Source organism: Pseudomonas glycinis, from assembly GCF_054871425.1.
On sequence record NZ_JBTYHF010000006.1, the window covers coordinates 411720 to 437345 of the forward strand.

Here is a 25626-nt window from a genome sequence, read left to right on the forward strand (position 1 = left end):
TTCCAAGCCGTGCCGGGTCAACATCTGTAATTGAAGCGCGCCTTGAGGTGAGACTTGTGAGCGAAATCATCACCGCCGGTGACTTGAACATCGACCTGCACAATGCCAACGAAACCGGCCTGTTCAAATGGCTGCTTGCCAGTTTTCTGATGGGCAAAAGGATTCAGGGCGCCATCGCCGCCAAGGCGTATCAAGTCATAGTAGAGCAGCATCACAACGACACCCCGCAAAAGCTCGCGCAGTGCACACACCGTCAATTGGTGTCGATGCTGGGGCAGGCGCGTTACGTTCGCTACGATGAAAGCACGGCGTCGCGACTGCTCGCGCTGGCCAACAAGCTCAACAGCGAGTACGCCGGTAAGGTGAGCAACATCGTGGCGGCGAGCGCGGATCGTAAGGCGCTGGAGAAGCGCCTGTCCGAGTTCGAGGGGATAGGGCCGAAGACCGTTGAGATCTTCATGAGAGAAGCGGCGCCGGTGCTGTTTTGAATGCCCGATAGCGAAACCAGGCTCACATCGCAAAGAAGGTTGCCGCCAGTTCGCTCATCAGGATCAGCGTTCCGCCGGCGAATATCGCACAGCCCAGCAGAAACTGGAGTCCCGGGGCGACACCCAGGCTTGAGGGGAAACTCAGGTTTTTATAAGTTCTCATGTCGCGCTCCTGTTACCGATGAAAACTTTCCGCCCCGTCGATTGAACGGTTGCGCTGCGCCAATACGCGCTTGGCGACCACCGGCATCGTGGGCAAGGCGTCGTCGACGGCTGGATGTGCGTCCGCTGGCGGGACGGCAGTCTCCTCAGCGAAATTATTCGGCAGCAGGGTGCCCAGGCCAAATACATTCACCGCCATGCTGACTTTCAATCCCCGACAGGCCTGTTTGCAGTCCAGCTCAAAACCGGCGTATGCGTGCTCCATCAAACGTTGAAAATGTTCAGAGGTCAGTGCCGAGACTTTGCTGTTTTTCATGTTGATCACCTTGAGCAAGTGGCGACCCCGATCCGGGGCCGCCGGACGGGGTTCAGACATCTTTGCCTTGCACGTAACCGGAGCCCAGATCAGCACCGGTCACCGGCTCGCTGAGTGGGTCAGACGCCGTGCGGATCTTCATGGCTTCCAGGACCTCTGCGTCGTCAGCAGGGAGGCTGACGGTCGCCAGACCGTCACCGCCGTCAACTGCCGGCTCTGGAGTTTCCACGTACTCCCACGCACCGCCCTCGTTCCACGGACCACGAACGTTGGGCTCGCCAGACATATTGAAGTACTTGTTGGTGAACTCCGGCATGCCCGGCAGTTTGCCCTGCGGGAAGTTCGGCTGGATCGAATGCAGGGCTTTTTCGAAGGACTGTTGATGGGCGATTTCCCGCGTCATCAAGAAGCCCAGCGCCTCTTTGACACCCGGATCATCGGTGATGTTGATCAAGCGTTCGTAGAGAATTTTCGCCCGCGCTTCGGCTGCGATGTTGGATCGGAAGTCGGCGGTCGGCTCGGTGATCGAGTCAACGTAGGCCGCCGTCCACGGCACACCAGCCGAATTGACCAGAGGCGCGCCGGCACCATAAAGCAGGCTGGTGATATGCGAGTCATTGCCGGCGCCATTCAGCGCGCGGTACAGCTCGCCTTCCTCTTGAACGCCCTCTGCCAGTTGGCCCTTGGCGCCTTTGTTGAGCATGACGATGATCGAGCCGACCACCTCAAGGTGACTCAACTCTTCGGTGGCGATGTCCAGCAGAAGGTCTTTGCGCCCCGGATCTTCTTCAGCCAAGGCTTGGGTGAAATAGCGCGCTGCCGCAGCCAGTTCGCCATTGGCGCCCCCGAATTGTTCCAACAGCAGATTGGCCAGACCCGGGTTGGGCTCGGCCACTCGAACGGTGTACTGAAGTCGCTTGTTATGTATGAACATTCAAATTTTCCTCAGACCAGGCTATCGCGCCTTGCCCTTGTGGGCGTTGGCGCATGCATAGTTTGTGAGGAGGGCGCGCAGCAGAAATTTCGTTTTTTGCCGAGTGGCAGGACGGGCGGCAGAGGGCGGAAAGTTCCGCAAACAGGACGGTTGGCTTAGCCACGTTCCTCGACCAATGTGGGAGCGAGCCTGCTCGCGAATGCGGTACGTCAGTCACCGATTTGGCGGCTGATCCAGCGCTTTCGCGAGCAGGCTAGCTCCCACCTTGGTTCGTTTGCAATCAAGCGATTTTAAGCGCCCTCAGCACCACCAGCGTCTGCTCGGCAAACACCTGCGCCTGTGCGGTCAACGCAGCGATATTGGCTTCGGCAGTGAGCAGCGGCTGGCCATTGTCGACCAGCACTTCACCTTGTTCGCTGATCACCCCCCACGCCAGTTGCGCCCATTCGGCCGGCTGCTGTTTGCCCTGTTTGATCGAGATCAGGAACAACTGCTGGAAGCGGCTGACCGTCACGCCACCGCCGGTCACCGGGCTGGCCAGGGTCTGGATGTTGGCGCCGTACAGCGAGCGTTTGCACAGTTGCAGATTGAGCGCGGCGCAGCGACCGCTGACCTGCGACTCGGCGGCCTCGCTCTGGCACGGAGCGACCGCGCCCATACCGATCAGCACGGCCAGGGCTTGTTCGAGGTCGTCGTAAGCCATTGCAGTCTCGGAGAGCAATTGGCGCATGGATTTGGCCGCGTAGTTCTGCGCCGCCAGGGCATCGAGCACCGGGCCGTAGATTTCCGCTTGCAGGGTCGCTTCGCCGGCAGGCCCGGTGACCGAACCCGCGACAGTTTCCCAGGGTTGCAGCAACGCGAAACGGCTGTGCAGCATCCTCGCCCGGCGTTCGGCAGCGGACAGGCGCGTCGCGCCACGCACGTACAGATCGCGGCGGAAGTGCTGGTTGACGAAGTAGTCCCGCGCTTGCTCGCGCATGATCGGGTGTTCGATGGTTTCCAGAAAGTCCATGCCTTCGGCGCTCAGGTTGAGCGGGTCGATTGAGTCCAGCGGCACTGCCGTGGTGGCGTAGTCGAGTTTGGCCGGGGCCAGCGCGTCGACCATGTCGGCGAAGTACATGCAGTTCCAGTCGCGGTTGAAATATTCGTGGGCGACGTAGTGACGATCCTGACCCTTGATGCTCTGCAGCCGCGCGCCGAGGCTCGGTGCCCCAGCGGCATACTTCGGATTGGCCGCGAGCAGCGCTTCGGAAAACTCCAGTGCGGCGTCAATACGCTCATCGGAGCGCGCCGAGGCGTTGGCGAAACGGTCATGCAGGCTGAACAGATTGCGCAGCGGCGCCGACGGCGACCAGCCGGGGAAGCAGTTGTAGCTGACGTAGAGCATGCCGCCCGGTTTCAGGTGACGGCGGGCGAATTCGACGATCAGCTTCTGGTTGTCGCGGCTCACCCAGGTCCAGATACCGTGCAGGCTGATGCTGTCGAACTGCGGCAGATCGTTGCGCGCCAGCAGTTGTTCGAAGCTGTCGTCATACAGACGCGCGCCATTGTTGGCGGCAGTCGCGAGGTCGATGGCATGGGCGGCCATACCCGGGTGAAAGTCCGTACCGACAAACGAACCCGGGTTGGCGGTGGCGTGGATGTTGATCGACACGCCCTGACCGAAGCCCAGTTCGCAGTGCACGCCGTCGGTGCTTTCCAGCGTGGCGAACCCACGCAACAACAGGCAGTAACGCAGGAACACCGGATTGATCTCCCGGCTATAGCTGTAGGTGTAGCCTTCGTCGGTGAAATAACCTTCGTTCCAGGCGTTGCTCATGGGTACAGCCTCTTGTTCTTGAAAGTGATGGCAGTCTTATAAGGGGTTGGCATTGCCCGCGACAAATTGAAAAAACGGATACTTCCCCAAACCCTGTGGGAGCGAGCCTGCTCGCGAAAGCTTTTTTTCAGTTTGAATATAATCGGCTGACACGCCGCTTTCATGAGCAGGCTCGCCGCCACAGGGATCTTCAACATATCCAAGCAGGATTGATGGACCGATCACGCACTCCACGGCCCATTCGCGCAGGCATTTTGTAGCCAGCCGAAACTGTCATATTCCCTCCCACTCGTCTGCCCATAGTGACCAGCCCAACGCTGATTTCATGAGGCTGCACTGTGTTCCAACGTCTTCTGTGTTCGCTGTCCGTTCTGAGCCTGTCCATCGCCGCTGCCCACGCGGCCGAGCCTGTCACCCTTGATACGCCGCGCTTGTCCGGCATCGACAACTTTCGCGACATCGCCGGCATCACCACCGCGTACTCCACCGCCCACGACGGCGTTATGCGCAGCGGCGTGTTCTACCGCTCCAACGCATTGACGCCGTCGGCGGCGGATCTGGCGACACTCAATGGCCTCGGCATCAAAGCCATTTACGACTTGCGCACGCCCAGCGAAATTGCCGCTACGCCCGACACGATGATCACGGGCGCGGCCTACCGCAATATCGACATCATCGGCAGCACCACCTCGGGTGCGGACATCACCAATATCTCGTTCCACAGCGCCGCCGAAGCGGTGGCGATGATGGAGGACACCAACCGCGCTTTCGTCAGCGATGCCGGCATGCGCGGGCAGTTCGGCCAGTTGTTCAATGAGTTGGCCAGTGTCGACGCCGCGCAGCTGTTCCACTGTACCGCCGGCAAGGACCGCACCGGCTGGACCGCCGCCGTGTTGCAGAGCATCGCTGGCGTCGATGAGGCGACGATCATGGCCAATTATCTGGCGACCAACGACTACACCGCCGCCCGTGTCGCCGCGACCCTGAAAGCGCTGCCGCCGAGCATGGCCGCTGTCTACGGGCCGCTGCTCGGGGTGCAGGCCAGTTACTTGCAGGCCGGTCTCGACCAGGTCGCCGCTGAGTACGGCAGCATGGACAACTACCTCAAGCAGGGCCTCGGTCTGTCCCAGGAAACCATTTACGTACTGCGCGGCAAACTGGTCGAGTACAACAGCTTGCCGGGGCAGGCCGGGCTGGTCGGCAACGCCGCCGCTGGTGCCGAATTGCTGCGGCAGTTGCAGAACTCCGAGCTGTCCGGTACCTACAGCGCCTATAACTACTACCTGCAATCGGCGATCGACGCCGGCACTCTGGGCGGTGTCGAATCTCAAGTCGGTGGACAGGTCCACGCTGATGCGGCCAGCTATCTCTTGCGGCAGAACGCGATGATCGAACAAGCCGCCGCACCGTTCGCCAGTGGCAGCGATTTGAAGGTTGGCCAATACCGCCTCTGGAGTACCGCGCTTGCCGGCTACCTCGGCACGGACGGCTCGGCCCATGCCGAGAGCAGCAACGAACACAGCCAGGGCCTGATGCTCGGCATCACCCAGCGCTTCAACGAACAACTCAGCGCACGCGGCGGCTTTGGCTACAGCAAGGGCAGCGTGGGCGGCGCGGGAGGCGAGGCCGATACTGACTTCACCTTCCTCAACCTCGGTGCGCGTTACGGCCTCACCAGCCTTGAGCGCGGCATGTTTGTCGATGCCAACGCCAGCGCCGGTTACGTCGACTACGACAGCAAACGCGAGCTCGGCGGTGGTCTCGGCACTGCCAAGGGCGACACTCACGGCAATCTCACTGGCGCGACCGTGGCGTTGGGTTATCGCCTGCCGCTCAGCAGCGTGATTGTCGAACCGAGCCTGGGCTTTCGCGTCAGTCATCTCGACTTGCAAGGTTTCAAAGAGAAGGGCAGTGAGCTGGCGCTCGACGTCGATGGCATCGAGCAGACCCGCCGCAGCGCAGTGGCCAATCTCGACGTGTCATTTGCCCCGGTGACGATGGGTGCGTGGCAGTTGGTCCCGGGTGTTCGCGTGGGCTATGAACGTGCGCTCGGCAATCAGCAAGTCGACAGCGAAGGCCAGCTGCTGGGGCTGGATATCGAGCAGCGCGCGGCGTTCGACAACCGCGACCAGTTCAGCGGCGGCGTTAATCTGATGGCCAACCTCGGCGCCCTGAGTGTAGGCGCTGAGGTCGGCGCCAACGGTGGCGGTGACAGCCATGGTTTCAATGGCGGACTCAAGGCCAGTTACGCGTTTTGAACACAGCGAGCCCGGCAAATTGCCGGGCTCTTGCGCTCAAGCATGCTGCGCACGCGAAGGTTGCGGTGTGCGTGCCGGTGGCGCGGTGGGTTCGGGCAGCGAGGCGACATGCACGGTGCGCGCCGGGAAGGCGAACGTCGCGTCCAGCTCGGCCACCGCTTCCATGATTGCCAGATTGATGCGTTGCTGCACGTCCATGTAGACGTTGTAACTAGCGTCCAGAACGATGTACACCGTTTCGAACTCCAGAGCGCTCTCACCAAAACTGCGGAAATGGCAACGGTCGAAGCGTGCCTGTTTTTCGTTCTTGATGATGCTTTCAACGCGTTGAGTGATCTGGCGGATCTGTTCGCTGGTGCACTCGTAAGTCAGACGAAACTCGAACACCACTCGACGTTCCTGCAAGCGTTTGTAGTTCTGAATGGTGCTGCCGATCATGTCGGCGTTGGCCATGACAATCTGCTCACCGCCGAGACTGCGGATGCGCGTGGTCTTCAGGCCGACGTGCTCGACCGTACCGGCCAGCGTGCCGACGACGATGAAATCGCCCACCTCAAACGGCTTGTCGACGGCAATCGACAGCGAGGCGAACACGTCGCCGAGAATGTTCTGCACCGCCAGCGCCACCGCGATACCGCCGACACCGAGGCTGGCCACGAATGCAGTGATGTTGACGCCCAGGTTCGACAGCATCGCCAGCAGAATCACCGCCCACAGCAACACCTTGACGCCCCACAGGCTCAGGGTCGCCAGGGCGCTCGCCTGAAAAGTGCCGGTCGCGTTATGCCGCGAAAAATAACGATGCAACCCCAGCGCCAAAGCGCGGTTGGTCCACAGGCCGACCTGCAACGCCGCCACCACGAACCACAAACTGCTGACCCGCCCGAGCCAGCGCTCGGGCAAATCCAGCAAGCCGATGCCGACCAGAATCGATGCCAACAGCAGCAACGTGGTGCTGGTCGCCGCCAGCACTTCGCTGGCCATGTAAGTCAGATGCCCGTTGCCGGCGCTGGCCCGCGCCTGCACCTTGCGGAAAACGAAGCGGATCGCTGTGGTGGTCAGCAGATAACTGAGCGTCGCGGCGAGAAATGCCAGCACCCAGTTCGCCAGTGAAATTCCTAAAATCGTGTGAGCCGTGAAAAAGCCGATGAAATCCTCGGTCATGGAAACCCCCTTGCGAAGCCTGCACCGACGCGCGCAGAAACGCACCGTCGGTCGCAGCCAGGTAAACGCCGCTTGAATCGGCGGTGCCGTCAAACGACCTGTCTGGGTTAGTCGCCCTGAGATTCCTGCTGTTCAATCAAATGCAGGTTTCACCGGACCGAATGGTCAACGCCTGGCCTTCAACTCCGCTGGGCTTACGCCGTAAGCACTCTGAAAATACTGACAAAAGCGCCCGACATTGCTGAAGCCAAAACGCAACGCCACCTCCGTCACAGAGCCTGCATGCCCGCGCGCCAACGCCTCATATGCCCGCTGCAAACGCACCTGCCGCTGATACGCCACGATCGACATCCCGACAAAACGCCGAAAACCTTCCTGCAAGGCGCGCTGGCTGACATGGCTCAACCGCGCCAGATCCACGCCACTGACCAACTGCTGCGGATGCGCCTGAATAAACTCCATCGCCACCTTCACATGTCGCGGCGCCACACACGGCGCCGGCCCCCGTAAAGCCTCGGTGAAATTGTGCGGCCACGCCTCCAGCACCGCATCGATCAACATCTCGCGCAACCGTGACGGCATCAACGTGCCGCTGTTGATCAAGGCATCGAACTCAGTGCCCGTGGCCAGATCAATCAACGCCTTGAGGCCCTGAAATACCGGGGTATTCAGATCCACGCTTGGCTCAAACACGATCTTCTGCACGACCGGTTTCTCCAGCAGCGCCGACAACCGCTCGGTGAGCTGCTGACGATTGATCGAAATCCCGTGGTGCGCGTGATCGTCCACAAAGCGCATCGAACGGATGTCCGCCTTGTCGATTGCCAGGCCGACATGCTCCATGCCGATGGACTCGGTGGCGTGGTTGAAAACGATCTTGCCGGCGGTGGGGATGACGAAAGTGATTTCGTTCTGCGGGTCGGGGAGGGTGACGCTGAAATCGCCGTGGTAATGCATACGCCGAAAACTCACCCCGTCGTGCCGCCCGTAGACCCCGCCGATGATGATGTTGGAGGGCGGCGGCGGAGTATCGGCGTAGCGGTTGCCGAAGAGCCTGGAAAACAGGGCGCCGAAGTCGGAAGAGGTGAGGTTGTCGGAGCGCAGGATGATCTTTTGGCGGAGTGGGGAGGTGGCGGTGATGGGCGGCATTTTGGAATGCGGGCTCTTGGGCGACGGAAGGGACTGGTAGAGCCTAGGGAACAGGCGTGACGGTTCAGTGACAGGACTGGAACCATGGACTGCTTTCAGGCAAAAGCAGACAGCCAATACTTGCACTTGTATATTCTCGGCAGACGGATCACCACGACCGAACAGACTCGGGAACGTACGCATTCATGGATAGGAAAAAAGGCCAACCAGACAGCACTGACTGGGTCATCCGCAGTGTTCAACCAGGAGGAATCGAGCGTATTGAAGCGTGGTTCGGCAGCCACGGCTACGATCCTCATCGACATGACACCTACTCCATCGGCCGCACGTTGGCGGGCGTCCAGAGCTTTCACTATGTAGGCTCGTTGCGCCACGGTATCCCCGGCAATACGCTCGTGCTTCATCCAGACGAACTTCACGATGGCATGGCCGGGACTGATGCAGGCTTTCGTTATCGGATGGCTTACATTGATCCGGCAATGATTCAAAACATCCTGGGTGGCGAGCCCTTGCCTTTTATCACGGGGGGGCTTTCAAACGACCCACGGCTGTTACATGCCAGTGAAACATTTGTGCAAGCAGTGGATCATCCGCTGGAAGCATTGGAGCAACAGGACGCGCTGTATGACTTGGCAATGGCGTTGCGTGCCGTCGCGGGCAAGCCGCGCGGGCGCAAGCGCCTGGATTACCGCGCAGCCGAGCGTGCCAGAGCGTTCATCCTGGAACACTTGGATTCATGCATCACGCTGGAGATGCTCGAGTGTGCCAGCGGGCGCGAACGCTGGAGCCTGTCACGCGACTTCAGAACGCTTTACGGTACGAGTCCTTACCGATTTGTCACCCTGCGCCGCCTGGACCGGTTCCGCTCATTGGTGGTTGAAGGTTTTACCCTGGTCGATGCAGCGCTCGTCGCGGGGTTTCACGATCAAAGTCATATGACGCGACATTTCACCCGCTGTTACGGCATCCCGCCCATGCGCTGGCTGGAACGATTGCGCGCCGCACGCTGAGTTGCAGGATCGTACAAGAGACCCTATTCCTTGCTCTATAGGCTGGCGACTTCAACCACAGAGGATTCGTCATGGCAGAGCTCCGTCATCAATATTCATCAGTTCCTGTAAACCTGGCACATAAGGCTTCGCTGATCGAACAACAATGGAGTCCCAGGGTTGTGGCAGAGATGAATGACTACCAGTTCAAGGTTGTGCGAATCGAAGGCGAATTCATCTGGCACTCGCATCCTGAGACCGATGAAGCATTTCTTGTTTTGGAAGGCACCTTGCGCATTGATCTGCTGGAAGGCTGTGTCTATGTGAATCCAGGTGAACTCTATGTGGTACCCCGCGGCGTGGAACATCGCACGGCTGCCCAAGGTGAAGCCAAGCTGATGATGGTCGAGCCGCGAGGCATCTTGAACACGGGGCATGAAGATGGCGAAAGAACGGCTTTGAACGACGTCTGGATATAATCCAACGCACATCCTGTGCAATGTCTGCGCAGAGTTGCAATTGCTGACCTGACCAGCAGCTATGAGTTAAAAGCGAGTTCTGACTTCTCATGCAAAGATTGTTATGAGAAAGGACCATGGACTTGATTATCGATTTGATAGGTCATCGGATTGGCGTGTTCGTGTTGGACTTAATGAATGACGGCCGTTTCAAGGTAGAGAGTGGTTTAGCATGGGGTTGTCGTCGGCGGACTGATTCTGTTATCTCCATTCGCAGCATTCTGGGGTTAAATCTGCAAGTACGAATTAGCCCCGTTATGCAGCTCATCAAATCACAGCGCAGGCGATTGACTGTTCTGTTTCCAAGCCCTGGGAGTCACGCCTTCGGTTTGCACAAATGTTCGACTGAAGTGAGACTGATCAAAGAAACCACATTCTAGTGCGATCTCTGCAACCAACAATCTTGACGTCTGAAGCAGCTGCTTGCCCCGTAGAATCCTTTGCTCTCGCATCCATTCTTTGGGTGAGACGAGAGTGCTTTTTTTGAACTGACGAGTGAAATGGCTGCGCGACAGCGCACACGCCTGTGCGATAGCTGCCACGGAGATATGTGCGTCCAGGTTATCGAGCATCAGCTGCTTGGCGCGCTGGATCTGCCAGGGTTTCAATTGTCCGGTTTGTTTAGCCGGATCCTTTTGTGAGGACGCGCATGTTTCCTTGTTCATCCTGATTCCTTTTTCCCATTAGCCGGTTGATCAGCTCAATCCAGCGGTCAGTCGATGGGAAAAATCTAACGGAAGGCACGACGGGATGGGGGCGCAATTTTGCGCTACTGGAGGCGCAAAAATGCACATTCCCGGTCGCGTTCCCGATGCTAGCCTTTGCCTCCCGACAACTCGAATCGACATCATTCGATTCGTCATCTGCAAGGAGAAAGCAATGGCTGCCTCACAACCGCACGGCAAAAACACCGCTTACTGGGGAGTCTCATGGGAGGAGGGCTACGGCTATCCCCAGGCCAGAAAAGTCGGAAACGAGATCTATATCTCGGGTCAGTTCAACCACGATGAGGAGGGTAATCTCGTTGCTCCCGCGCCCCTGAATAGCGAGGGTAAACCCAGCGATTTCTCGTCGATAGGAGAGCAAATGCGCGCCTCCTACGACAATATCGCCAAGCTGCTCGCGCTCTATGGAGCAACCCTTGATGATGTCGTCGAAGAAACGCTGTACGTATTGGATATGGACGCGGCATTCGCCGTCGTAGGTGATGTGCGCAAAGCCGCATATCGCACTGAGCGGCCACAGTGCGCGAGCAATATCATCGGTGTATCCAGGTTGGCTCAACGTTCACAGCTGATTGAAATTGTCTGCAAAGCTGTCATCGGATCTCGCGCCGACTAAGAGACGCTCCCGGTTTCGCCCTGCGCAACCGGGAGATCCAATTGCCCTTCGATCAAAGGCTTTTGATGCGCTACGGCTGCTGCACAAAAAGTCATGAATGCTTTGACTCTCCATGACTTTCGAATGTCCTGATGCGTAAGCAGCCAGAGCTCGTCCTGTAGTTCGCGCACAACTGGCCCTACGCGTGTTAACCCAGGCGTAATGTCTCCCAGCATGCACGGAAGAAAGCCGTAACCAAGTCCTGCCGCAATAGCGACGCTCGCGGCCGCGACGGAGTCCGTACGATAAGAAATACAGTCGGCGCCGATTCTGTCTTCGACGTAGCTTTTGGCCTTCAGTCCACATAATCCTGCGGAATACGACACCCATCGCTGGCCTTCTGCGAAGGGGGTAGTAGTCGCGTGTTTTATGCTGCCATAAGGCGCCCATGCGATCGAAGCGAGCTTGCGCCCGACGAGACTTTCGGCAGGTTTTTTGGTCGCTCTTACCGCTACGTCAGATTCATCGCGGGCGAGACTTAACGTCTCGTTGCCGACCAGCACCTCGATGGCAATTCCTTCATTAAGCGCCTTGAAGTCGGCGATGATCGGTGTGAGGAAATACAAAAGCAGGGAGTCGCTGGTAGTGATCCGAAGCTTTCCCTGTGGCCCTTGACCTGCCCGAGAAACCCGACGTGTAACGCTGACGATATCAAGCTCGACGCGTTCGGCGAGCGCCCTTAACTCGATGCCTTCTGGCGTGAGCATGTACCCAGAGCGACGGTGGTCAAATAGGGCGACCCCAAGTGTCTTTTCCACTTGAGCCACGCGACGCGATACGGTGGATACATTGATCCCCAACCGTTTCGCTGTCGTGGCTCTATTACCGCATTCGCTTAGCGTTTTGATGATTCGCAAGTCGTCCCAAGAAAGCTGACTTACAGCATCGCTTAAATTCTGGGTGACGCCGGTTGGTACGGGCGGAGTGGTTGAAGCTTTTTTTGATGACGGTTTCACGCCAAGCATCCCAAACTTAGATTGCTCATCATACGAAATGGCTGGAGGTGAACCAAGAAATCGCGTGCACAAGCAGACTTTGCCCAAGCATTCTGATTGAACAAGGTGTCAGTCGGTGGGGTGGCGAAGGTCGGATTTTTGCTATTGGCCGATTTCGGCCCAAAGCGGTCATCCTTTGTGCAAGAGGTGTTTGGGATCTGGGCCAGGAAAAATCGATGTTATGAAAGCGGGCATAACGGACGCGCCTATGAAGATGGATGCCATTGGCCGAAGACGTACTCTCGCCAAAATTGGTTTCACTCATAAGCAAACTGATCAATCAACCCCAGACGAGGAACACGTGTGTGGGGCCGCAACAAAGCGCCAGGAGCAATCACAGCATTTGCGCCAATCTTGCAGCCGTCACCCACCAGCGCTGCGAACTTGCTGACGCCTGTGTCGATCACCTGATCTTCATGGCGGATCCTGATATCAGCCCCGTCCAGTTCGTTACGATAGTTGGCGATGATCGCGCCGGCTTCAATATTGACCGCTTCACCAATCAATGAGTCGCCGACGAAGTTGAAGTGGGCAAGCTTGCTGCCATCGAGCATGAAGGTACTTTTCAGCTCACAGCTGGGGCCAACAATGCAGTTTCTGCCCAGGTAAACGCCTCCACGGAGGTAAGCGCCCGCTGCTACGAGACAGCCCGCGCCGATGATGATTGCGCCTTTGAGAACGGCGCCTTGCTCAACGATGGCGGTTTCATGAATCGCACAATTGTTGTGGCGCCGGTATCCCGGGCCGAGCGTTTCAAGCAATTCCAGAATCCGGCTCTCGCAATCCTGAACCACCGCCCAAGGGGCAGCGGAGTCCACGCCCAGTAATGGCCATTGAGCGATGTAATCTTCGATTTTTGGCGATTTCATAAGAATCTTCCGAACAAGTGAGAGTGGGGCGTGGGTGGACTGTCGACGACTTGAACGACTCGCTATGCCTGCCAGTCGTACCTGTACAAGCATTTTCAAGGTACGGCGCAATGGATAAGACAATCACCGTGGATCAACTGGCAACCACTGATCTTGGATCAATCAACGAGATATGGCTCGGCGGGACCCATACCCAGTTATGCCTATGGCGTGCTGAAAAAGTCTTCACCCACGAAATGCTCAGCGAGGGAACCCATGATCAGAATGTCCGACGCCTGTGCTTGCAGTTGGTTGACCCTGACGATCGAGAGGCAGTGGCACGTGTTGAGGCGGTAGCGCGCGAACGACTCGAAGAAATGGGCAAGCAGGGCGAGTTTTACCCGGCCGAGGAGGCGGACACTCGTCAATAGCTGCTCCGCATCTGATGAAAAGCGCTGCTGCTAAAGCAGCGCCTCAAGCGTGCTCTTCAACCCTGCGTACATCCCCCAACGAATCACGCTGCATTGACTGCAAATTCTTTTCGATGGTTTCGCACAGCGCTTCCATTTGAATCTGGTGTTCGCTGTGGCGAAACGGGCTTTGCAGATCGGTGCCGATGCGCTCGATGGCCAGCAGCATGAACCCGACCACAGTCGACGCCAGCGGCGTGAACCAGCCGAGGGATTCCACCAGACCTATCGGGACGATCAGGCAGAACAGGGAAATGAACAGCCGTGGGAAATACACATAAGGGTAGGGCAGCGGGGTATTGGCGATCCGCTCCATGCCGCCTTGGCTGTTGGACAGATCCACCAGCGTCGACTCGAGCCGCGCCAGGCGAATACTGTCCAGGTGCCCGGCCTTGTATTCGCGAGCGAGCAAAGTCGCCGAGCCGGTGAGGATATCGTTGGCAAAGTTATTGGTCGTGCCACTGCGGGCGAATTCTTCGGCGGGAATAAACGCCCGCACCTCGTCGGGACATGGCTGGCCTTGCAGATGCGCGGCGAGGCAATTTACGTAAGCGACGTGGCGGCGCAGCAGCGTGGATTTGACCGGGTTCACCTCGCCACCAGCATCGTCCAGCAGCGTCAGCACCTGCCTGGCAAAGCTGCGGGAATTGTTGATCATCGATCCCCACAGCGTCCGCGCTTCCCACCAGCGGTTGTAAGCGCTGCTGTTGCGAAAACTGATCAACACGATCAACGCCGAACCGAGCAAGGTCAGCGGCATCAACGGCAGGTTCAGCTTGGCGTTGAGAAACAGCATGAAGTCGACGGTGACGGCGATGTCCCAGAGCAGCAACCAGAACAAAGACCAGCCCACGTAACCCAGGGTCTTGATGATCAGACGGTATTTTTTGACGATGGCAGCTTTCAAACGGAAACCTCGTGGCGAGCAGTTTGCTTAAACGCTTAAGCTCGGACGATGCCTGGCACCGGCAGTTCCCTGGTGGAGCGGTCAGCCGTCAGTCAGTCTGCAAAGACTGGCCCTGTGCATGGCGAATGCTTTCGAGAAAAATCCTCGTCTCTCGATTGGACCGCAGATGAACCACCCGGCAAGCCGATGGCGCCGTTGACACGAATTGGCGCATTTTGGCTCGCGAGGTTTTTCTCGTCCGCCACATGAACTTTAGAAACTCCGGCAGATTCGCCAGCTGTTCGGGGCAGTTTTCCGGCAAGTCAGGCCTAGACTGACCGTGGTTGAGCAGCGTTCTACGCAGGACGCGCAAGAATCGAAGCGGTGGCGAACGATCGATCCAGATCAGCAGATCTGCACGGGCGATGCGATTTTCCCAAGTGGTTGAATGGCCACCTTCGAATATCCAGCGATCACGCGCCTCGACCTCCAGGCAGAGTCGGGTCTTCTCATCCGGGCTTCGCTCGATCCAGCCTGGCTGCCAATGGATCTTGTCGATATGCACGACCGGCAACCCCGTGCGCTTACCCAGCTTGCGTGCCAACGTACTTTTGCCAGACCCAGGCTGACCAACAATCATCACCCGTTGCATCGAAGCTCCTTCTCGCTCTGCAAGCTGATTTTTTGGGCGGGCGATTCTACGGCAATGCCTGTCTCAGTCAATGACCGTTAAACGCTAGGCGGGGTTTTGCCGCGCCGCCGACAAATTGGCTCGGCGGTCCGCCCGCTCGCCGAGCCGCCACCCCAGCAGCCCCCACAGCAGTGCACACAATGCGCCGACCAGCGCCGCCATGCCTGCACCTTGGCCGAGGGCGTCCAGCGCGCTTTTCGCCCAGGCACTGATGGCATCGCCGGCGCGGTAGACCACGGTGTCGATGAAGTTCTTTGCCTTGTACTTGCTTTCGGCATCGAGCGGGGCAAACAGCATCTCTCGGCCTGGGCGCACGAAGGCGTACTCACCGATGCGGCGCACGATCATCAGCGCGGCGATCAGACCAAAGCCGGGGGCGAAGATCAGCCCGATAAATCCCGCGCACATGACCAGCGGCACCATGGCCAACAGCACGCCGACGCCGAGCCTCTGCGCGAGGCGTCCAGTGATGAACAGCTGACAGAGCAGGGCGCCCGCCTGCACGACAAAGTCGATGATGCCGAACACGCGCACCTGCGCCTCGCGGTCCGGGAAGTGTTCGGCGACGACGCGTGCCTGCTCGAAGTAAAGGAAGGTGGAGACTGTCGCCAGCAGCACCACAAAGCCGCAAATGCCGAGCAGATAGGGTGATTTCAGAACGGCCGTAATACCGCTGAACGGATTGCCCGGCAACGGCCTGCGAGGGCTTTCGCTCGGCGCGGCATCGGGGCGTCCTGCGCCACCCCGTTCACGCCAGCGCATCAGCTGGCGCTTGAACCACATCGCAGCGGCCAGCAGAGCAGCGGCCAGCAGCATCAAGCCGGACTCGCCCAGCGGACCGATCAGCAAGGCGCTTAGCGCAGGGCCACTCAGGCCGCCGACGCTGGCGCCCGCCGCGATGAACGCGAACAGACGTTTGGCCTGGGCACTGTCGAAGACATCGGCCATCAGGCTCCAGGCGACCGATACGACAAACAGGTTGTAGACCGATATCCACACGTAAAACACGCGCGCCAGCCAAGGGCTTTCCTCGCCCAGGAACAAGGCGGCGAACAACAGCAGATTGGTGCAGAAGAATCCGTATACCCAGTCCACGAAATGCAGGCGCGGCACGCGTGCGCTGAGCCAGGCGAACAGCGGCACGGCCGCCAGCATGACCAGGAAGGTCGCGGTGAACAGCCACTGCAAGTTCTCCACGCCGGCAGTGATGCCCATCGATTCGCGGATCGGACGGAGCATGAAATAGCCGGCGAACAGGCAAACGAACAGCAGAAAACCGTTGAGCGCAGGGCGCAGCTCGTGAGCCTCGGCATTGATGATGGCGCCGGCGCGGTGGGCAAGAAGAGACGTATCCATGTTGCGCTCCTGTGGGAGTGGCGGGGCAATGGCACGGGGCCTGCCCGTGCCTGGCGGTCAGCGGTAGGTGACGCCGGTCAGTCGCTCGGAGAGTTGCCACAGTGTCGCCGAATTCGAGCGATCGGCAGCGGCCGGCGGCATCTTGGCGAAGCCCAGCGGCCCGCGCTTTTCGTTATCACCGGTTGGGCCGTAGTAGGCGCCGCCAACCGCCTCCAGCGCCGTCGCCGCATACAGCGTGGGCAGCGCGCCCTGCGCTGCGGAATGATACAGGTCCCGCTCTACAGCCCATTGTTTGCCGAATTCACTGTCCAGGCCAGGCCCCCGGGCGATCAGCTCCGTCACGGCAACGCCGGGGTGCGCGGCGATGCTGCGTATCCCCCAACCGGCGGCATCGCTGCGCTGCTGCAGCTCAATACTCCACTTTAGAACCGCCAGTTTCGATTGGCTGTAGCTGGCGAAAGGGTCGTAACTGCGCTCAGCCTGCAGGTCATCGAAGTTCAGGCTTGCGCGCCCGGCGGCAATGCTCGACAGGCTGACCACCCGACCATCGTCGCTTTTGCGTAGCAGGGGCATCAGCAGGCCGGTCAGGGCGAAATGCCCCAGGTAATTGGTCGCCAGTTGCATCTCGTAGCCATCGGCGGAAACGCCTCGAACAGGCGGCGACATGATCGCAGCATTGTTGATCAGCACGTCGAGCCTCGGCAGGCGCCCTTGCAGACGGTTGGCGAGGTCGCGCACCGATTGCAGATTGGCAAGGTCCAGCGTTTCGAATTGCACGCGCGCCTCGGGCACGGCTTGCTTGATTTTCGTGATTGCTTCGCGGCCGCGCTCGGCGTTGCGTGCGGCGATGATCACCTCGGCACCGGCGCGCGTCAGGGCCAGCGCGTCTTCATAGCCCATGCCGCTGGTCCCTCCGGTCACCAGCACAATGCGGCCTTTCTGGCTGGGCATATCGTGGGTTGACCAGTCCGGCTTCGGCTCCGTTCGGGAAGTCGCCTGCGCAGCCAGTGTGCCGGCCATCGCGGAAATGGCGAACAGCATTCGGGCGGCCATGAGGAGGCGTTGGGTCGCGGTATTGCTCGGCGCAGCGGGTGAATGGCTCATCGGGGGATTCTCATTCGCGTGACAGGTTCCCGGTTGGCGGGGGCGAGTGAGCAGTATCGGTGTACGAATGCGCGAGGATAAGTCGGGCATTGGTGGATGGCCCGTACGGCATGGCGTACAGTCAGCCGCTTACAGAGGAAGCGTCCATGCGTAAACCAAACCTTACCGATGTGTCGATATTTGCTGCGGTGGTCGAGGCGGGGGGATTTCGTGCTGCCGCGCAAAAGCGGGGCTTGTCCGCCTCATCGCTGAGCGATTGCATGCGTCGGCTGGAAAGCGACCTGGGCGTGCGCCTGCTCAATCGAACCACGCGCAGCGTCACGCCGACGGCCGCCGGCGAGCGATTGCTCGAGCGCCTGCGCCCGGCCTTGCAGGAAATCGACGCCGCTTTCAACGATCTCGACGACGACGCTCAGCGCCCGGTCGGCACGCTCAAGCTCAATGTGCCAGTGCCGGTGGCACGTTTTCTGTTGCCCGACCTGCTGGCGCGTTTTCTGCGCCTTTATCCAGGGGTCAGTGTCGAAGTCGTCATGGATAACACCTTTGTCGACGTCAACGCTGGCGGGTATGACGCCGGCGTGCGCTATGAAGAGAGCCTGGCCAAGGACATGATTGCCGTGCCCATCGGCCCGCGTCGCCAACGCTTCGTTGCAGCCGCCGCCCCGCGCTATCTGGCTGAACGCGGTACGCCTACTCACCCCGAAGAACTGCCGAGCCATGACCTGCTTGGCCATCGGTTCGAGAGTGGCAAAGTCGGCGTATTCGAGTTCCATCGAGACGGCCGTATCGTGCGTATCCCGCCTCAGGGGCAACTGCTGACGTCGTCGCACGATCTGAAAATTCGCTCGGCCATCAACGGGCTGGGCATCGTCTATACCTTCGAGGACTTCCTGCGCGAGCCGCTCTCCGATGGTCGACTGGTGCCGATTCTCGAGGACTGGTGGCAGGCCTTCGACGGCCCGTTTCTTTACTACCACGGCCGCCGTCACATGCCTTCGCCGCTGAGGGCGTTTGTGGATTTTTTGCGGGGGGAAGGGGAGATTGCGGAGAGTTCAGGTGTATTCGGCGCTGTTTTGTGAGGCTAATGCATGGTCTGCCAGCAGGGCGCGCATGGCGACGGGCAGCAATCGGCCAATAGCTGCCAGTTGTATCCGGCAGCAACCGGCCCAGAGTATGTAAAAACGCTTCGTCAAAATTGAAGTGCGCGCGTCTACGTTAAATCTGACATTTATCGACAAATCAGCAGATGTGGATTCACGCAAATGCGCGATTTTCGCTCCAGTTTCGAGTACACGTCGCGCTCGAAAACGTTTTTACACAGCCTCGGCCAATAGCTGTCCTCCATTACAAGGGTTTCTCTGGCGTTTCGCTACAAATTGTCTCTGGGGTATTAATGAAAACGGTGTGAGTCCGTAAAGCGATCATGGAGCAGCGTTATCTTGTGTTAATGTGCCATCACTATGAATTGGCTAAGGAGGGTGGTCATGGGTTGGAAGGGAACAGTACGGTCGCTGCAAGCGTCAGCAAGAAGATCAGAGCGCAACGCTCATCGTCGGCAGCGTGATCTCGAGCGGCAAAGCAAGGAGTACGCTCGAATGGAAGCGCTTGAACAAGCCGCGCACGAGGTCGACGTGTACGAAAACTATCTCGAAGTCCTTCTATCCATGCACAAAGAGTGTGGTGAGGAGGTTAACTGGAGACAGATGCGGTCCAAGCCTGAGCCTACAGCCCCGCAGTTAAGTGACTTGCTAGAAAAAGCTGCTTTTGAAAAGTATGCACGCTATAGCCCAAACTTCTGGGGCCGCTTGCTGAAGTTGGAAACGCGTCAGCGGGCAGCTCTAATGTCCAAGGTTGAGGCCGCCAAAGTGATGGATTCAGACCGCTACCTGGCAGAATTCAGAGAATGGGAAATAAACCATTCTGAGTGGGCGCAGGAAAAAGATTTGGCTGAGCGTATTCTCAATGGTGATCGCCAGGCTAAGCTGGATGCGATCGAGGCATTGGAGCCTTTCGCAGAGATTGCGCAATTAGGATCAGCTATTCAGTTGGTTGCTCATGAAAGCGGTACAGTCGAATGTCGGTTATCCGTTCACGGGGCCAGCGTCATTCCGAAAGAAATAAAATCTCTGCTAAAAAGTGGAAAGCTGTCGACCAAGGCAATGCCAGTCGGACGTTTTAATGATTTGCATCAAGACTATGTGTGCAGCTGTGCATTACGAGTGGGACTCGAACTCCTAGCAATATTGCCCGATGAGATTGTGATCGTCACCGCAAATGATAAGGTACTTAACGGTTCAACTGGTCATTTAGAGGAACTACCTATTTTGAGTGTTGCATTCTCGCGCTTTACTTTAGGCTCTCTAAATCTCGTAGCTATCGATCCATCAGATGCCATGAAAAATTTCGTCCATAACATGAGTTTCAAAAAAGGCGGTGGTTTCATGCCGGTCGATGTAGTCGACCCGGCGAGATTCGTTTTACTGCCATAACCCTTCACAACCGACTTAATAATCTGAGAATAGTATTATGACTCAAAAAATTCGATTAAATGGTAAACGGTTGATTTCGACATTTAACCTCATTATTCCTGGTTCTATGAAATGTGAGATAGATATTGAGTTAGGGCCAGAATATGGAGGGTCTTTAACTACGCTTCCGTTGACCATTATGTTTCAACAGGCCGCAGGGACACAAAACGTCACCTTTACCCGAGAGAATGGCCGCTCATTGATGACGCTGATTAACTGGAGTAATTCTTTGGGGACGGCATTAAATACCCCTTACGAACTTGCCAAAGTTAATAACTCAGGCGTGGTGGAGATGCTAATGGTAAACACAAGCATTGCAGGGACCAATCACTTGATCTTACAGCTTTGGTGGCGTGAAGGTATTTAGGGGGGGGCAAAAATATGGAAAGCGATGAGGCAGGTGACGTTGCTGCTCCAAGGGTTATTATTCCTGAGTCGAACGGAATCAACTATACTGGAATATCCCAAAACACGGATACTCATGTTATAAATATTACCGAGGACAAGCTATATCGAATAATAAAAGACTATCATCAAGGACTAACTAGATCAAGGGACTGGGTGACTTATTTAGGCATACTCCTAAGCCTGATGGCTTCATTGACCGCAAGCAGCTTTAATGACTTTGTCTTTGCTGCGAATACGTGGAAGACGATATTTATATCTGCAGCTAGTATTGCTGGGTTCTTCACAGCTGCAAGTATTTGGAGAAGGGTGCATGATAAGCCTGTGACGGCGAAAGCTCTAGTTGAAAAAATCGCTGGGCGCATAAAGCTCGATGAGTAGTACGTGTAAAATTACCATGCTTTATTGGCGCGTACAAACTTAATAGCAGTTTCCGACCGAAAGTGGCTGGACGCCGATGACATCTATCGATCAGAAGCTGTCAGCCATAACCGGTTATCGCGAGCGAGGTAAGGCCTCCCGTAGATGTAAAAAATGGCGTTGGATAGCTACTGGTGCGCACGTGTCGTCACTTGCTAGTGCGACGAAGTTCAAGGTTTTTCGCGAATTGGAAGATATGGAAGGAACATATTCCAATTAGTAGGCAAGGCGGAGCGCTGGAGTTGAGCGGCGTCGAATGAGACGATGGGCAGGCGTCAAATCCTTAATCGTGAATAACATATAAAAGGGAAGTTTGTGTACAGAATATTAGTAGAGAGTGACTATAATAAGCACCCATCGTCAGGCTGGATTTATTTGTTGCCTAGCAGTTGGGACGATTATAGTTTCAAGACAACATTTTCAGTGTCTGTGCTCTGCCAAGGTTCGGTGCTCCGCCTTGGTGAAGTAAAAATCGGGTATGAAGATCAACCGGCTGGATGGACTCGGGATGCCCTTAAAGGTAAAGAGCTATTAGGTCTTCCAAAGAATTTTTTCTCGATAGGCCAAGATATTGCCTATTATGAAATTCTACATGAGAACTTTAGTCTAAGCGATGTTAATAATATATTGGAATCAATGCGTGACGCCTCGTGGATGGATGCGATATTACGCCAGTCGCAGAAACATGAGGTTTTCCGTTACTCACTATTAAGAACGGTGGGCCTGGCAGCTTTTCCTCAATATAAAAGAATTGCCAGAGGGCTTCCGCCCCTCACTTCTTACAAGTTTTCCTATAACTACTCAAAAAATGATGGCAGCAATATAGCGTTAGGTTTTAACGTTGAGCCTGGCTTGATGCCGCCAACTAACATACATGTTCTTATTGGAAGGAATGGAGCTGGCAAAACAACGATCCTTAACTCTATGGTTTCAAGTATTGTTAATAGAGCTCAGGATTGCAATGGAGGTTTTCTGGTAAGTGTGGCAGGATTGTATTCAGAAATGCCCGAGCAGTATTTCAGTAGCGTGGTTTCTGTTTCTTTCAGCGCATTTGATACGTTCATGCCACCCGATAATCGTCAAAATAGATCTGAAGGCGTAGCTTACTTTTATATCGGTATGAAGCGTAGAGTTATTTGCGATAACGGAGAAATTTCCGCGATAGCAAAGGGGCCCTCAGATTTCCTCGCTGAAACATTAGAGTCTATTGAGTCCTGCTGGAGCCAAGAACGAAAGCGCAGTAGGTGGGTCGCAGCGATCAAACGACTAGAGTCAGATTTGAATTTTGCCGAAATGAACCTAGCCGAACTTTCCTTGCAGCCTTTTGAGTGGGTTAAAGATAAAATTATTGAAAAAATAAGAAGCGCCAGTTCAGGCCATTTTATAATTTTGCACACAATTACGCATTTGGTTGACGTAGTAGAAGAAAAAACGCTTGTCCTGATGGATGAGCCAGAGACCCACCTACACCCACCGCTGCTTTCTGCATTCATGAGGGCGTTGGCTGATCTCCTAATGGATCGCAACGCTATTGCTCTTATCGCCACACATTCACCAGTGGTCTTGCAAGAGGTGCCAAATTCATGTGCTTTCGTATTGACGCGAAACGGCGATCAACAGCGGATTGATCCGCCCGAAAGAGAGACTTTTGGGGAAAACGTTGGGGCACTCACCAAATCAGTATTTGGGTTAGAATCAATAAAGTCCGGGTTTCATGATATTTTAGCGAGCTCAGTACAAAATGGACAGTCATTCGAAGAAATTCTATCTGACTATTCCGGACATTTAGGGCTGGAAGGGCAGTTAATATTAAGAGCAATGCTTGAGTCGAAAAGTCAGTCGGGGATTGAGTGAATGAATATCCTGCCCAAGCTGAATATTAACTCAGTTGACGTTTTCGATGCCTGTGTTAGCAGTATTAAAGATGCCGGGCTTCGAGCCAGATTCGTTGACTCAAAGAACGATATCCTAGCTGAGTTTCGGAGTTATGTCGGCCACGCAGCGATGGAGAATTTATCATGCTTGAAATCCTGCGAACATGGGAAAGACTGGCAAACTATAATTAACTCTCTAACTAAAGGTCACTTCAAACAGCTTTACACGCAGTGCATGGTTGGTCCCGATAGTAATGGGAGAGTTTATTATGACAAAATTCTAAACAGTATACCTCTTAGTATGTGCCCGCTGTGTGATTTGACTCATGTCGACAGTGTTGATCATTTTGCCTGTAAGTCTCGATATCCAATTTTTTCTGTTCTTGTAGATAACCTAGTGCCAGCTTGTATGAAATGCAATAAAAGCAAGGGGACTTCTGTAATATCAAAAAAAAATGAATCTTTACACCCGTATTTTGAGCATTCAATTCTCTCTAGCGAACCATGGCTCTATGCTCAGTTGAAAGGGGGCGCACTACCAGTGGCGAAGTTTTTCGTAGATCCCCCAGCGCATTGGTCTCCAGAATTAAAGAAAAGAATAACGAATTATTTCCAAGATTTGGAGCTTGAGAGTCGATATGCAAAGCGCGCAGCATCCGAAATAGCAGACTTGCTTAGTTATAGTGAAGATTTATCTTCGAGAGCTAAGGAGTTTGCCAGGATAGCTGTAGTTGAACGAGCGAATAAAAAAAATTTATGGAAAGCAGCTTTATACGAGGCTTTGGCATCTCAATATAGCAGTACGCTATGAGCGAAAGGACTTAACAAGTATGTAGGTTTTGCGCGAACTTTCAACCTGGCAGATTATTCTCCCTAGAGCTTGCTCGGCGGATCGTCAGGAGAGACACCTCATTCTCTGAGAGGCTGCGCTTGCCCGAAAGCAGGTGTTCGTGAGCGGCAGCTAATGGCCGATTGCTGCCCTTCAGGTGTCTTAATATTGCCCGTCAAGAAGCTTGCTTGTGGCCTAGCTTGAGGCGTCCATGGCCGTGGACTTATGAACGCTTTATCAATGCAGCATCGAGGTCGAGGAAAAGATCATGAGCAGTGACAAAAACGAGCACAAAATCAGTCTGCCCCCCGGCTCTAGATTTCGGCGACAGGCTGGTCCGTATGACTTAGATACCGGCCGTCCGTGTTACGCCGTCCAGGTAAACGCGCCGGATGAGCAGGCGAGACGCCAGGTCGAGGACAACTCACAGATCATGGGCACTCCTGGCAAGCACTTTTATGTGTGGGATATCAAGAACGGCTCGACTTTGCCTGTTTTCCTGACCCTGACAGTGGATGGAGTGACGGTAGGTAAGGACAACGACTGACAAACTGTTCGAGGAAACCGAAGCATGGAGCCCCGTCATACGCTGATAGCTTTAGGTTTGATTATCGCCGCGATAATCGCGGCGAATACTTCAGCCTGCAATCCACCGGCACATACAGCATCCTCGACGCAGCAAGCGAAGCAGATCTGCGATGAAGTTTACGATGACAGCGAGGACGCTAGCGGATACGGCGATTGCGTCAACTCAGCCAAGCGAAGCCTCGAAAATACTAATTGACGGAAAAAGGAAACTCCGCATTGAAATATCTCATCGTTTTAAGCGTCACCGCGCTTTTGGCCGGCTGTGGTCAGGAATCCAAGCCAGCAGCTGTACTTCACCTTGCTCCGATCACACCTGGTGCCATTCCCGAAAAGATCGGCGGCTGCGGGGAAGGTTGTAAGAAACTGGACAAGTTTGCTAAGTGGCAACCGCTGCTCGCTCCGCTGGTTGAAATGCACCGCAGGCAGGAGAAGTGCTCCTCAGTTGAGTATGCGATGCCCAATACCGACTCTGACCCAGTGGACCCGAAGTTTTATGTACAGTGCAAAGATGTGAGAAGCGGCCAGCTTTACAACACCTTCTACACTCGGACACAGATCGAGATGGGCACGCCGGCTACGAGTGAGCCGGTTTCCCGTGCGTATGCTGAACCTCTTTGTGCAGGCCAATTGGCTGAGAAACTGCCCGGCGCTACAATTGCCAACCAAGGCTTTTACGAAGCTCCGAACGGCTCAGTACGTCTAACCTATGTCTTAAAGGTAAATGGCGTCGACAAGAAGGCGGCTTTTCTAGTTAGCCACGAGTCTGTTGAGTTCAACGTCGTCCGGTAGCTCAGTAATCAAGGAAAAAATGACTCTCGCAATAAACGTGATTCTTGGCCTATCGCCGCAGCTGCAGGCACTGGTTGACCAGATGAAAGCCGAGGAAATTCGCTCAGTCCCCTCGAAGGGACGTGTCATGTGAAGTTGAGCCGTAAGACAAGAATTTTAAGGCCGTTAGAGGCGCTGCATGGGTTCTGGAGATATTCCGATGAATTTTTTGAAAGTAATATTGGCTGTCACTTTTTTTGCTGCTGCTCCCTCATGGGCTGGAGATTTGACTGGACCTCAAAATAATGCAGTCAGATCTGCGAAGCAATATCTCAGCATGACGGGCTTCTCACGGAATGGGCTTATTCATCAGCTTTCATCTGATGCTGGAGAGGGTTTCGACGTTTCTGACGCTACGATAGCAGTGGACAGCATGAACATTGATTGGAACCAGCAGGCGGTGAGGTCTGCGAAGCAGTATCTCAATATGATGGGGTTCTCGTGCAAAGGCCTCATTAAGCAACTTTCCTCGAGTGCTGGAGAAAAATACACTGTGGACCAAGCAACCTACGGGGCAAAACATGCAGATGGTTGCTGAAAAACGGCGTGCTTTAAATCGCCCCTAGTTTCGTAGACGCCATAAAGCTACAAGGAAGGGTTGCTAACCCTGCATAACTGTCCGCTTTT

28 protein-coding genes are annotated in these 25626 nt (G+C 55.9%); 15 read left to right on the top strand and 13 right to left on the bottom strand.

The window, feature by feature from the left end; genetic code table 11:
• Positions 1 to 56: 56 nt before the first annotated feature.
• Positions 57 to 488, top strand: a complete 432-nt coding sequence (locus ACYSTU_RS17150) for an HhH-GDP family DNA glycosylase (RefSeq protein WP_217863642.1) — start codon at positions 57 to 59, stop codon at positions 486 to 488.
• 22 nt (positions 489 to 510) lie between these two features.
• On the opposite strand, the gene ACYSTU_RS17155 is transcribed toward ACYSTU_RS17150, so the two are convergent.
• The 4 genes from ACYSTU_RS17155 to ACYSTU_RS17170 all read right to left on the bottom strand — a co-directional run bounded on the left by ACYSTU_RS17155 (position 511) and on the right by ACYSTU_RS17170 (position 3719).
• On the bottom strand, positions 511 to 651 hold the full coding sequence (locus tag ACYSTU_RS17155) for a hypothetical protein (RefSeq protein ID WP_185757841.1): 141 nt from the start codon (positions 649 to 651) through the stop codon (positions 511 to 513).
• Between the two features lie 12 nt (positions 652 to 663).
• Positions 664 to 984: a hypothetical protein gene (locus ACYSTU_RS17160; protein WP_143170127.1), complete on the bottom strand. Its 321-nt coding sequence runs from the start codon at positions 982 to 984 to the stop codon at positions 664 to 666.
• A gap of 34 nt (positions 985 to 1018) precedes the next feature.
• Entirely contained in the window at positions 1019 to 1900 is an 882-nt protein-coding gene (locus ACYSTU_RS17165; protein ID WP_016774362.1) for a manganese catalase family protein, read from the bottom strand.
• A 280-nt stretch (positions 1901 to 2180) separates the two neighbouring features.
• Positions 2181 to 3719: a methyltransferase regulatory domain-containing protein gene (locus ACYSTU_RS17170; protein WP_499000293.1), complete on the bottom strand. Its 1539-nt coding sequence runs from the start codon at positions 3717 to 3719 to the stop codon at positions 2181 to 2183.
• Positions 3720 to 4057: 338 nt separating this feature from the next.
• Between ACYSTU_RS17170 and ACYSTU_RS17175 the strand changes: the two genes are divergently transcribed.
• Positions 4058 to 5977, top strand: a complete 1920-nt coding sequence (locus tag ACYSTU_RS17175) for a tyrosine-protein phosphatase (RefSeq protein WP_499000297.1) — start codon at positions 4058 to 4060, stop codon at positions 5975 to 5977.
• A 36-nt stretch (positions 5978 to 6013) separates the two neighbouring features.
• Here ACYSTU_RS17175 and ACYSTU_RS17180 read toward each other — a convergent pair whose 3' ends face one another.
• Both ACYSTU_RS17180 and ACYSTU_RS17185 read right to left on the bottom strand, forming a co-directional pair.
• Positions 6014 to 7141 (bottom strand): mechanosensitive ion channel family protein, encoded by a 1128-nt coding sequence (locus ACYSTU_RS17180; protein WP_499000300.1) that lies wholly within the window; start codon positions 7139 to 7141, stop codon positions 6014 to 6016.
• A gap of 165 nt (positions 7142 to 7306) precedes the next feature.
• Entirely contained in the window at positions 7307 to 8290 is a 984-nt protein-coding gene (locus ACYSTU_RS17185; protein ID WP_499000303.1) for a helix-turn-helix transcriptional regulator, read from the bottom strand.
• A gap of 185 nt (positions 8291 to 8475) precedes the next feature.
• Here ACYSTU_RS17185 and ACYSTU_RS17190 point away from each other — a divergent pair, with 185 nt between their 5' ends.
• Positions 8476 to 9300, top strand: a complete 825-nt coding sequence (locus ACYSTU_RS17190; protein WP_129998497.1) for an AraC family transcriptional regulator — start codon at positions 8476 to 8478, stop codon at positions 9298 to 9300.
• A 71-nt stretch (positions 9301 to 9371) separates the two neighbouring features.
• Positions 9372 to 9758 (top strand): cupin domain-containing protein, encoded by a 387-nt coding sequence (locus ACYSTU_RS17195; protein WP_499000306.1) that lies wholly within the window; start codon positions 9372 to 9374, stop codon positions 9756 to 9758.
• A 311-nt stretch (positions 9759 to 10069) separates the two neighbouring features.
• Here the strand turns inward: ACYSTU_RS17195 and ACYSTU_RS17200 are convergent, their stop codons facing one another.
• Positions 10070 to 10462 (bottom strand): helix-turn-helix domain-containing protein, encoded by a 393-nt coding sequence (locus ACYSTU_RS17200; protein WP_039758866.1) that lies wholly within the window; start codon positions 10460 to 10462, stop codon positions 10070 to 10072.
• 214 nt (positions 10463 to 10676) lie between these two features.
• Here ACYSTU_RS17200 and ACYSTU_RS17205 point away from each other — a divergent pair, with 214 nt between their 5' ends.
• A complete protein-coding gene (locus ACYSTU_RS17205; RefSeq protein ID WP_039759017.1) occupies positions 10677 to 11138 on the top strand; it encodes a Rid family hydrolase in 462 nt (153 codons plus the stop codon).
• Here ACYSTU_RS17205 and ACYSTU_RS17210 read toward each other — a convergent pair.
• Both ACYSTU_RS17210 and ACYSTU_RS17215 read right to left on the bottom strand, forming a co-directional pair.
• Positions 11135 to 12142 carry a LysR family transcriptional regulator gene (locus ACYSTU_RS17210; protein ID WP_125926186.1) on the bottom strand — a complete coding sequence of 336 codons (1008 nt, stop codon included), beginning with the start codon at positions 12140 to 12142 and terminating at the stop codon, positions 11135 to 11137. The genes ACYSTU_RS17205 and ACYSTU_RS17210 overlap by 4 nt on opposite strands.
• A 287-nt stretch (positions 12143 to 12429) precedes the next feature.
• Positions 12430 to 13041 (bottom strand): LbetaH domain-containing protein, encoded by a 612-nt coding sequence (locus tag ACYSTU_RS17215; RefSeq protein ID WP_499000310.1) that lies wholly within the window; start codon positions 13039 to 13041, stop codon positions 12430 to 12432.
• A 110-nt stretch (positions 13042 to 13151) separates the two neighbouring features.
• On the opposite strand from ACYSTU_RS17215, the gene ACYSTU_RS17220 reads away from it, so the two are divergent.
• Positions 13152 to 13451 carry a hypothetical protein gene (locus tag ACYSTU_RS17220; RefSeq protein ID WP_499000312.1) on the top strand — a complete coding sequence of 100 codons (300 nt, stop codon included), beginning with the start codon at positions 13152 to 13154 and terminating at the stop codon, positions 13449 to 13451.
• 43 nt (positions 13452 to 13494) lie between these two features.
• Here ACYSTU_RS17220 and ACYSTU_RS17225 read toward each other — a convergent pair whose 3' ends face one another.
• From ACYSTU_RS17225 to ACYSTU_RS17240, 4 genes are all read right to left on the bottom strand, one after another.
• Positions 13495 to 14397, bottom strand: coding sequence for a bestrophin family protein (locus ACYSTU_RS17225; protein WP_056784990.1), 903 nt, complete (start codon positions 14395 to 14397; stop codon positions 13495 to 13497).
• An 88-nt stretch (positions 14398 to 14485) separates the two neighbouring features.
• Positions 14486 to 15028, bottom strand: a complete 543-nt coding sequence (locus ACYSTU_RS17230; protein ID WP_499000316.1) for a P-loop NTPase family protein — start codon at positions 15026 to 15028, stop codon at positions 14486 to 14488.
• 84 nt (positions 15029 to 15112) lie between these two features.
• Positions 15113 to 16423 (bottom strand): NTP/NDP exchange transporter, encoded by a 1311-nt coding sequence (locus tag ACYSTU_RS17235; RefSeq protein ID WP_499000319.1) that lies wholly within the window; start codon positions 16421 to 16423, stop codon positions 15113 to 15115.
• Between the two features lie 57 nt (positions 16424 to 16480).
• A complete protein-coding gene (locus ACYSTU_RS17240) occupies positions 16481 to 17527 on the bottom strand; it encodes an SDR family oxidoreductase (protein ID WP_425643269.1) in 1047 nt (348 codons plus the stop codon).
• Positions 17528 to 17673: 146 nt separating this feature from the next.
• Here ACYSTU_RS17240 and ACYSTU_RS17245 point away from each other — a divergent pair, with 146 nt between their 5' ends.
• The 9 genes from ACYSTU_RS17245 to ACYSTU_RS17285 all read left to right on the top strand — a co-directional run bounded on the left by ACYSTU_RS17245 (position 17674) and on the right by ACYSTU_RS17285 (position 25537).
• Positions 17674 to 18606: a LysR family transcriptional regulator gene (locus ACYSTU_RS17245; RefSeq protein ID WP_499000322.1), complete on the top strand. Its 933-nt coding sequence runs from the start codon at positions 17674 to 17676 to the stop codon at positions 18604 to 18606.
• A gap of 516 nt (positions 18607 to 19122) precedes the next feature.
• Entirely contained in the window at positions 19123 to 20016 is an 894-nt protein-coding gene (locus ACYSTU_RS17250; protein ID WP_499000325.1) for a hypothetical protein, read from the top strand.
• A 37-nt stretch (positions 20017 to 20053) separates the two neighbouring features.
• Positions 20054 to 20422 carry a hypothetical protein gene (locus ACYSTU_RS17255; RefSeq protein WP_499000327.1) on the top strand — a complete coding sequence of 123 codons (369 nt, stop codon included), beginning with the start codon at positions 20054 to 20056 and terminating at the stop codon, positions 20420 to 20422.
• A gap of 14 nt (positions 20423 to 20436) precedes the next feature.
• Positions 20437 to 20841 (top strand): hypothetical protein, encoded by a 405-nt coding sequence (locus ACYSTU_RS17260; RefSeq protein ID WP_499000330.1) that lies wholly within the window; start codon positions 20437 to 20439, stop codon positions 20839 to 20841.
• Between the two features lie 354 nt (positions 20842 to 21195).
• A complete protein-coding gene (locus ACYSTU_RS17265) occupies positions 21196 to 22734 on the top strand; it encodes an AAA family ATPase (protein ID WP_499000333.1) in 1539 nt (512 codons plus the stop codon).
• Positions 22735 to 23565 carry a hypothetical protein gene (locus ACYSTU_RS17270; RefSeq protein WP_499000336.1) on the top strand — a complete coding sequence of 277 codons (831 nt, stop codon included), beginning with the start codon at positions 22735 to 22737 and terminating at the stop codon, positions 23563 to 23565. It begins immediately after the preceding gene.
• 286 nt (positions 23566 to 23851) lie between these two features.
• Complete coding sequence (locus ACYSTU_RS17275; protein WP_499000338.1) at positions 23852 to 24130, top strand: hypothetical protein; 279 nt, start codon at positions 23852 to 23854, stop codon at positions 24128 to 24130.
• A 257-nt stretch (positions 24131 to 24387) separates the two neighbouring features.
• The gene (locus tag ACYSTU_RS17280; protein WP_499000341.1) at positions 24388 to 24960 is read left to right on the top strand and encodes a hypothetical protein; all 573 of its coding nucleotides are present in this window, start codon (positions 24388 to 24390) and stop codon (positions 24958 to 24960) included.
• Between the two features lie 199 nt (positions 24961 to 25159).
• The gene (locus ACYSTU_RS17285) at positions 25160 to 25537 is read left to right on the top strand and encodes an Ltp family lipoprotein (protein WP_028237301.1); all 378 of its coding nucleotides are present in this window, start codon (positions 25160 to 25162) and stop codon (positions 25535 to 25537) included.
• Positions 25538 to 25626 lie beyond the last annotated feature (89 nt).

Coding starts and splice junctions, on each gene's coding strand:
- ACYSTU_RS17155 (WP_185757841.1), bottom strand. CDS start 651: ATGAGAACTTATAAAAACCTGAGTTTCCCCTCAAGCCTGGGTGTCGCC.
- ACYSTU_RS17165 (WP_016774362.1), bottom strand. CDS start 1,900: ATGTTCATACATAACAAGCGACTTCAGTACACCGTTCGAGTGGCCGAG.
- ACYSTU_RS17170 (WP_499000293.1), bottom strand. CDS start 3,719: ATGAGCAACGCCTGGAACGAAGGTTATTTCACCGACGAAGGCTACACC.
- ACYSTU_RS17180 (WP_499000300.1), bottom strand. CDS start 7,141: ATGACCGAGGATTTCATCGGCTTTTTCACGGCTCACACGATTTTAGGA.
- ACYSTU_RS17185 (WP_499000303.1), bottom strand. CDS start 8,290: ATGCCGCCCATCACCGCCACCTCCCCACTCCGCCAAAAGATCATCCTG.
- ACYSTU_RS17190 (WP_129998497.1), top strand. CDS start 8,476: ATGGATAGGAAAAAAGGCCAACCAGACAGCACTGACTGGGTCATCCGC.
- ACYSTU_RS17195 (WP_499000306.1), top strand. CDS start 9,372: ATGGCAGAGCTCCGTCATCAATATTCATCAGTTCCTGTAAACCTGGCA.
- ACYSTU_RS17200 (WP_039758866.1), bottom strand. CDS start 10,462: ATGAACAAGGAAACATGCGCGTCCTCACAAAAGGATCCGGCTAAACAA.
- ACYSTU_RS17205 (WP_039759017.1), top strand. CDS start 10,677: ATGGCTGCCTCACAACCGCACGGCAAAAACACCGCTTACTGGGGAGTC.
- ACYSTU_RS17210 (WP_125926186.1), bottom strand. CDS start 12,142: ATGCTTGGCGTGAAACCGTCATCAAAAAAAGCTTCAACCACTCCGCCC.
- ACYSTU_RS17215 (WP_499000310.1), bottom strand. CDS start 13,041: ATGAAATCGCCAAAAATCGAAGATTACATCGCTCAATGGCCATTACTG.
- ACYSTU_RS17220 (WP_499000312.1), top strand. CDS start 13,152: ATGGATAAGACAATCACCGTGGATCAACTGGCAACCACTGATCTTGGA.
- ACYSTU_RS17230 (WP_499000316.1), bottom strand. CDS start 15,028: ATGCAACGGGTGATGATTGTTGGTCAGCCTGGGTCTGGCAAAAGTACG.
- ACYSTU_RS17235 (WP_499000319.1), bottom strand. CDS start 16,423: ATGGATACGTCTCTTCTTGCCCACCGCGCCGGCGCCATCATCAATGCC.
- ACYSTU_RS17240 (WP_425643269.1), bottom strand. CDS start 17,527: ATGAGCCATTCACCCGCTGCGCCGAGCAATACCGCGACCCAACGCCTC.
- ACYSTU_RS17245 (WP_499000322.1), top strand. CDS start 17,674: ATGCGTAAACCAAACCTTACCGATGTGTCGATATTTGCTGCGGTGGTC.
- ACYSTU_RS17250 (WP_499000325.1), top strand. CDS start 19,123: ATGGAAGCGCTTGAACAAGCCGCGCACGAGGTCGACGTGTACGAAAAC.
- ACYSTU_RS17255 (WP_499000327.1), top strand. CDS start 20,054: ATGACTCAAAAAATTCGATTAAATGGTAAACGGTTGATTTCGACATTT.
- ACYSTU_RS17260 (WP_499000330.1), top strand. CDS start 20,437: ATGGAAAGCGATGAGGCAGGTGACGTTGCTGCTCCAAGGGTTATTATT.
- ACYSTU_RS17270 (WP_499000336.1), top strand. CDS start 22,735: ATGAATATCCTGCCCAAGCTGAATATTAACTCAGTTGACGTTTTCGAT.
- ACYSTU_RS17275 (WP_499000338.1), top strand. CDS start 23,852: ATGAGCAGTGACAAAAACGAGCACAAAATCAGTCTGCCCCCCGGCTCT.
- ACYSTU_RS17285 (WP_028237301.1), top strand. CDS start 25,160: ATGAATTTTTTGAAAGTAATATTGGCTGTCACTTTTTTTGCTGCTGCT.